This is a genomic window from Neptuniibacter sp., assembly GCF_024231755.1.
GTDB lineage: Bacteria > Pseudomonadota > Gammaproteobacteria > Pseudomonadales > Balneatricaceae > Neptuniibacter.
In genome coordinates, this window is the sequence record NZ_JAAEQH010000293.1 from 1 (window position 1) to 5,762 (window position 5,762).

The following is a 5,762-nucleotide window of genomic DNA, read 5'->3' on the forward strand; positions in this document are numbered from 1 at the left end:
ACAAGTCAGTCACGGGTTAAGACAAGTAACGAGTTACTTTTTCTTCTTCGGAGCTAAGACCATGACCAGTTGACGACCTTCCATTTTTGGACGCTGTTCAACTACAGTCATCTCTTCCAAATCTTTCTCGATTCGTTGGAGTAACTGCATGCCCAGTTCCTGATGAGCCATCTCACGGCCACGATAACGCAGTGTTATCTTGGCTTTATCTCCTGCTTCAAGGAAACGTATCAGGTTGCGTAGCTTGACCTGATAATCCCCTTCTTCCGTATTAGGACGGAATTTCACTTCCTTGATCTGGACCTGATGCTGCTTTTTCTTGGCTTCATTTTTCTGCTTCTTCATTTCATAAAGATGCTTGCCATAATCCATCACTTTACAAACGATGGGATCAGCTTCAGATATTTTAACCAGATCAAGTCCCGCTTCCTGTGCTGCCACAAGAGCGTCATTTACCGGTACGATGCCAATCTGTGTTCCGTCTGGACCAATAAGTCTGCACTGCTTAGTTACTTTAAGTAGGTTCTCATTGATCATGGGCTCTTCTCTACGAGCGCCCCTTCTATTATCACGCCTGATAATCGTATCTCCTGACTTTTTATTAGACTTTATTAGTCCTGACGACCTTTCTTGGCGACATCACTGCCAAGAAGGCTTGTAAATTCTTCAAGAGGCATAGTTCCCAGATTTTCACCTGTACGGGTACGTACTGCGACGGTACCTGCCTCTACTTCTTTATCGCCTATCACAAGAAGGTAAGGAACCTTCTGTAAAGTGCGCTCGCGAATTTTAAAGCCGATCTTCTCATTTCTCAAGTCCGACTCAGCCCGGAAACCTTTATTTTCAAGATTTTGGACAACTTTTTCGCAATAATCTGCCTGTTTGTCGGTAATATTCATGACTACCGCCTGTACAGGTGCCAACCAAGTTGGTAGAGCGCCAGCGAAGTTTTCGATCAGAATACCGATAAAACGTTCAAATGAACCCAGAATTGCACGGTGCAACATTACAGGAGTTTCACGCTCACCTTGCTCATTAACAAACTGTGCACCCAAACGACCCGGCATAGAGAAGTCAACCTGAACAGTACCGCACTGCCATACACGACCCAGGCAATCTTTCAGTGAGAACTCAATTTTAGGTCCGTAGAAAGCGCCTTCACCCGGCAGTTCCTGCCAATCCAGGCCTTCTGCATCCAGCGCATCAGCAAGCGCTTTCTCAGCTTTATCCCAAACTTCATCAGAACCCACACGCTGCTCTGGGCGTGTAGACAGTTTGTAGATAACTTCTTCAAATCCGAAGTCTGCGTAGACTTCATCCAAAAATTCAATGAAACGCGCCACTTCTTCCTGAATAGAGTCTTCAGCACAGAAGATATGTGCATCATCCTGTACGAAGCCACGTACACGCATAATGCCGTGCAATGCACCAGATGGTTCATTACGGTGACAGCAACCAAACTCAGCCAGACGTAGCGGAAGATCACGGTAGGAACGGATACCCTGATTAAATACCTGTACGTGGCAAGGGCAGTTCATTGGCTTGATAGCAAAATCATGGTTCTCAGAGTGCGTAGTAAACATCTCTTCTGAGAACTTATCCCAATGCCCAGATTTTTCCCATAAAGTACGTTCAACAACCTGCGGAGTTTTGATTTCATCGTAACCATGCTGACGCTGCTTAGCACGCATGTATTGTTCGATCTGCTGGTAGAGAGTCCAACCATTCGGATGCCAGAACACCATACCCGGTGCTTCTTCCTGCAGGTGGAACATGTTCAACTGTTTACCCAGTTTACGGTGATCTCGCTTCTCCGCTTCTTCTAGGCGGTGTAGATAAGCTTTAAGCGCTTTCTTATCACCCCATGCAGTACCATAAATACGCTGCAACATTTCGTTGTTGGAATCACCACGCCAGTATGCGCCTGCCACTTTCATTAGTTTGAAAGCTTTAATGTGGCCTGTTGAAGGAACATGAGGACCACGGCATAGATCGATAAACTCGCCCTGGGAATAGAAGGAAAGGTCTTCGGAATCTGGCACAGCTTCAAGCAGCTCGACCTTGTACTTCTCGCCCATCTCATCAAACATTTTAGTCGCTTCATCACGACTCATCAGAGAACGGCTTACCGGCAGGTTCTGCTTCGCCAGCTCAGCCATTTTCTTCTCGATCTTTTCCAGATCTTCTGGCGTAAACGGACGCTCGTAAGCAAAGTCATAATAGAAACCATCTTCAATAACAGGCCCGATGGTTACCTGAGCACCTGGGAACAACTCCTGCACCGCCATTGCCATCAAATGTGCAGTGGAATGACGAATAACTTCCAGACCTTCTTCATCACGCGCAGTGATGATTGCGAGATCTGCATCATTTTCGATCGTGAAAGAGGTATCCACTGGCTGACCATCTACTTTACCGGCCAGGGCTGCTTTCGCTAGTCCAGCGCCAATATCAGCAGCAACTTCAAATACAGTAACAGGGTTAGCAAACTCACGCTTGCTACCATCAGGTAGGGTAATTACAGGCATGTTAAATCCTTAAGCTTCAGTGGTGACCCATACGTAAGGCCACTTCGTAAAAATTCGTTTTAACCCGATGTCGTACAAACCAAGTACGGGGCGGGGTGCGCGGATTATAGGGCAAATGCCTACACGGAGCTAGCCCACACTTTCATATGGCGCTAAGCACATGTTTTTTATGTATAAAGAAGGATGTTTAAAGTTGAAATAGACCCATTAAAACAGCGCACCAATCATCACTGTTTTATAAAGTTCATTTAACAAACGGATTTAACCACAAAGAAGAAATAAAAATGTGCAAAACGCCAATGTTTAGTCTTTCTCAAGACGAATGGTTACACGACGGTTGCGGTCACGGTTTTCCTTATTGTTATTTTTCACAACAGGGTAACGCTCACCATGGTAACGTGTAGTGATCATATTGGGGTCCAAACCAAGGTTTATCAGATAAGCAGTCACCTCTTCTGCTCTACGCTTAGAAAGGTCACGGTTCATCAATCGACGCCCCATATTATCTGAGTGCCCATCCACATAGATGCCTTTAACACTGTCATCATTTTTCACGTAGAGACCGATTAGCTCCAATCTCTCACGGGATGAATCAGACAAGCGCCATGCAGCTGAAGGAAACAGAATAGCTGTGCGCGCCACCTGACGGTAGTTCACCGGCAACAAACCGGCAGTACAGGCAACATAATCCGTATAGGCGGATTGAAAGTTCACCGCTGATACGGAAACACGTAATGATTCATTAGTGCCATACCACTGCGACGCAGTGAAAGTGGGCATCATCCCTTTATATAGAGCTGCCAACATGTTTTGGGCGTGCTTAGTTTCAACATTCAAATCACCAGAGAGATGCTCTGGCTTTACTGCTGTAATTTTCCTGGGTGTCACTCCTGGCTGCCACGGAGCAGCCTCGGCAACCAACTGCGCACCTTTTTGAAAGTGAATATTTTCAGTGGGTTTTAAGACAAAGCGCACAGACTCTCCGGCCTCATGCTCAAAAACAGCATTACCAAAAGAGGGAATCACCTGACTGAGACGACAGCTAAATTTAGAAGCTTCAAGCTCCCACTTACTATCATCTATAGAGCTACGAAATGTTGCTGCCTGCAAACCAATCGCAAACAGAGTAAAAAAAACAGCAACAGTAAAACGTTGAAACACTAGAAATCGCCCATTAAAAAGTTTCTCTATCAGTTAATTATCGGCTTATGGCACAAGATCTTAAGATCCGATTGGAGTGCCTAGCTTTCCACTGCTAGAATACCCTCCATATTAAACGGAAACCCTCTGCCAAGTAAGGGCTACACTTGAGTAATCTCATTGATATGAAACATCCTATGGCTAACCGCTTTCGTGGTTTCTTACCTGTTGTTGTGGATGTTGAAACCGCGGGCTTTAATTCTAAAACCGATGCACTACTGGAAATAGCCGCCGTCACACTGACCATGGATGAAAATGGCTTTCTGATCATCGACCAGAGTTATGAAGCTCAGGTGGAACCTTTTGAAGGAGCTAATCTGGAAAAATCCGCTCTGGATTTTACAGGTATTGATCCTTACGACCCAGAACGGGAATCGGTTCCTGAAAGAGAAGCGCTGGAATCTATTTTTAAGCCTATTCGAAAGTCGATTAAAGCCCACGACTGTAAACGCGCAGTGCTCGTAGGCCACAATGCTTCTTTTGATCAGGGCTTCGTTAATGCGGCTTCAGATCGCGCAGAGATTAAGCGCAATCCGTTCCACCCTTTTTCCACCTTCGATACAGCAACCTTAGCGGGTTTAGCATTCGGGCAAACGGTCCTAGCCAAGGCATGCCAAGTTGCAGGGATTGATTTTGATGGCAAAAAAGCCCATTCAGCACTCTACGACACCATGAAAACAGCAGAGCTGTTTTGCATTATTGTAAATCGCTGGAAAGAACTAGGTGGCTGGGAAATGGTCGATGAATATGATGACTACGATCAGTAACTGCAACAAACTTTAGATACAAAAAACCCGCTAAACAGCGGGTTTTTTTATTAGCAAATAATTTGCTGATTCTTACAGGTTGTCTGCTTCTTCAGACAGGTATTTCGCAACACCTTCTGGAGATGCGTCCATACCTTTATCACCCTGGTTCCAGCCCGCTGGACAAACTTCACCGTGCTCCTGGTGGAATGCCAGAGCATCAACCATACGCAGCATTTCGTCAACGTTACGGCCTAGTGGCAGATCGTTAACAACCTGGTGACGTACCAGACCATCTTCATCGATCAGGAAAGAACCACGGAAAGCAACGCCACCTTCAGATTCAACGTCATAAGCCTGGCAGATGCTGTGAGTCATATCTGCAACCAGTGTGTAGTTTACAGCGCCGATACCGCCTTCGTTCACTGGCGTGTTACGCCATGCGTTGTGAGAGAAGTGAGAATCGATAGATACACCGATTACTTCAACGTTACGCTTTTTGAACTCTTCGATACGGTGATCGAAAGCCAACAGCTCAGATGGACAAACAAAAGTGAAGTCCAGTGGGTAGAAGAATACTACCGCTTTCTTGCCTTTAGCCGCTTCAGACAGTGTGAATGCGTCAACGATTTCACCGTTACCCAGTACTGCTGGTGCTGTAAAGTCAGGAGCCTGTTTGCCTACAAGTACGCCCATTATGCTATTTCTCCGTTATGTGCTATCTAGCGTTTAGGTTTTTTATGATAGAAAAGGCTGTTATAAAATCAAGCGTTCACTATCTAAAATTATTCGGATTCCTGATCTTCCGCAGGGGCAGCTTCTTTGATCAATTCAGCCAGTTCACCACTCGCTGACATTTCACAAATAATGTCACACCCACCAATCAACTCACCCTTAACCCACAGTTGAGGGAAAGTCGGCCAGTTTGCATATTTTGGCAGTTCTGCGCGAATTTCAGGATTTTCCAGAATATTTACAAAAGCAAAACGTTCGCCACAGGCCATCACAGCTTCAGAAGCACGAGAGGAGAAACCGCACTGAGGAAAGCGAGGAGTTCCTTTCATATAAAGCAGAATATCATTGCCTTCAATCTGCTCTTTGATGGTATCAATTACACTCATTCATACACCTATAACATTAATGCCGGAAGCACTTGCGTGCCGTAACGAACAATTTACCACATATCCGACCATTTTACTCTGGCAATGTATATTTAGATTTACCTATGACTACGATAAAAAAATCCTATTGTTTACAAATTAAGCAGCAATTCTGCGCTAATCAAATA

General features: G+C 45.2%; 6 protein-coding genes. 1 reads left to right on the plus strand and 5 read right to left on the minus strand.

The window, feature by feature from the left end; genetic code table 11:
- Positions 1–33: 33 nt before the first annotated feature.
- The 3 genes from infC to GY843_RS17645 all read right to left on the minus strand — a co-directional run bounded on the left by infC (position 34) and on the right by GY843_RS17645 (position 3,689).
- Entirely contained in the window at positions 34–537 is a 504-nt protein-coding gene (infC, locus tag GY843_RS17635) for a translation initiation factor IF-3 (RefSeq protein WP_297311556.1), read from the minus strand.
- Between the two features lie 74 nt (positions 538–611).
- On the minus strand, positions 612–2,528 hold the full coding sequence (thrS, locus tag GY843_RS17640) for a threonine--tRNA ligase (protein ID WP_297311558.1): 1,917 nt from the start codon (positions 2,526–2,528) through the stop codon (positions 612–614).
- A gap of 303 nt (positions 2,529–2,831) precedes the next feature.
- Positions 2,832–3,689 (minus strand): OmpA family protein, encoded by an 858-nt coding sequence (locus GY843_RS17645; protein WP_297311559.1) that lies wholly within the window; start codon positions 3,687–3,689, stop codon positions 2,832–2,834.
- Positions 3,690–3,865: 176 nt separating this feature from the next.
- Between GY843_RS17645 and rnt the strand changes: the two genes are divergently transcribed.
- On the plus strand, positions 3,866–4,495 hold the full coding sequence (gene rnt, locus GY843_RS17650) for a ribonuclease T (RefSeq protein WP_297311563.1): 630 nt from the start codon (positions 3,866–3,868) through the stop codon (positions 4,493–4,495).
- A 72-nt stretch (positions 4,496–4,567) separates the two neighbouring features.
- On the opposite strand, the gene GY843_RS17655 is transcribed toward rnt, so the two are convergent.
- Both GY843_RS17655 and grxD read right to left on the minus strand, forming a co-directional pair.
- Positions 4,568–5,170, minus strand: a complete 603-nt coding sequence (locus GY843_RS17655; RefSeq protein ID WP_297311560.1) for a peroxiredoxin — start codon at positions 5,168–5,170, stop codon at positions 4,568–4,570.
- Between the two features lie 89 nt (positions 5,171–5,259).
- Complete coding sequence (gene grxD / locus GY843_RS17660; RefSeq protein WP_297311561.1) at positions 5,260–5,595, minus strand: Grx4 family monothiol glutaredoxin; 336 nt, start codon at positions 5,593–5,595, stop codon at positions 5,260–5,262.
- Positions 5,596–5,762 lie beyond the last annotated feature (167 nt).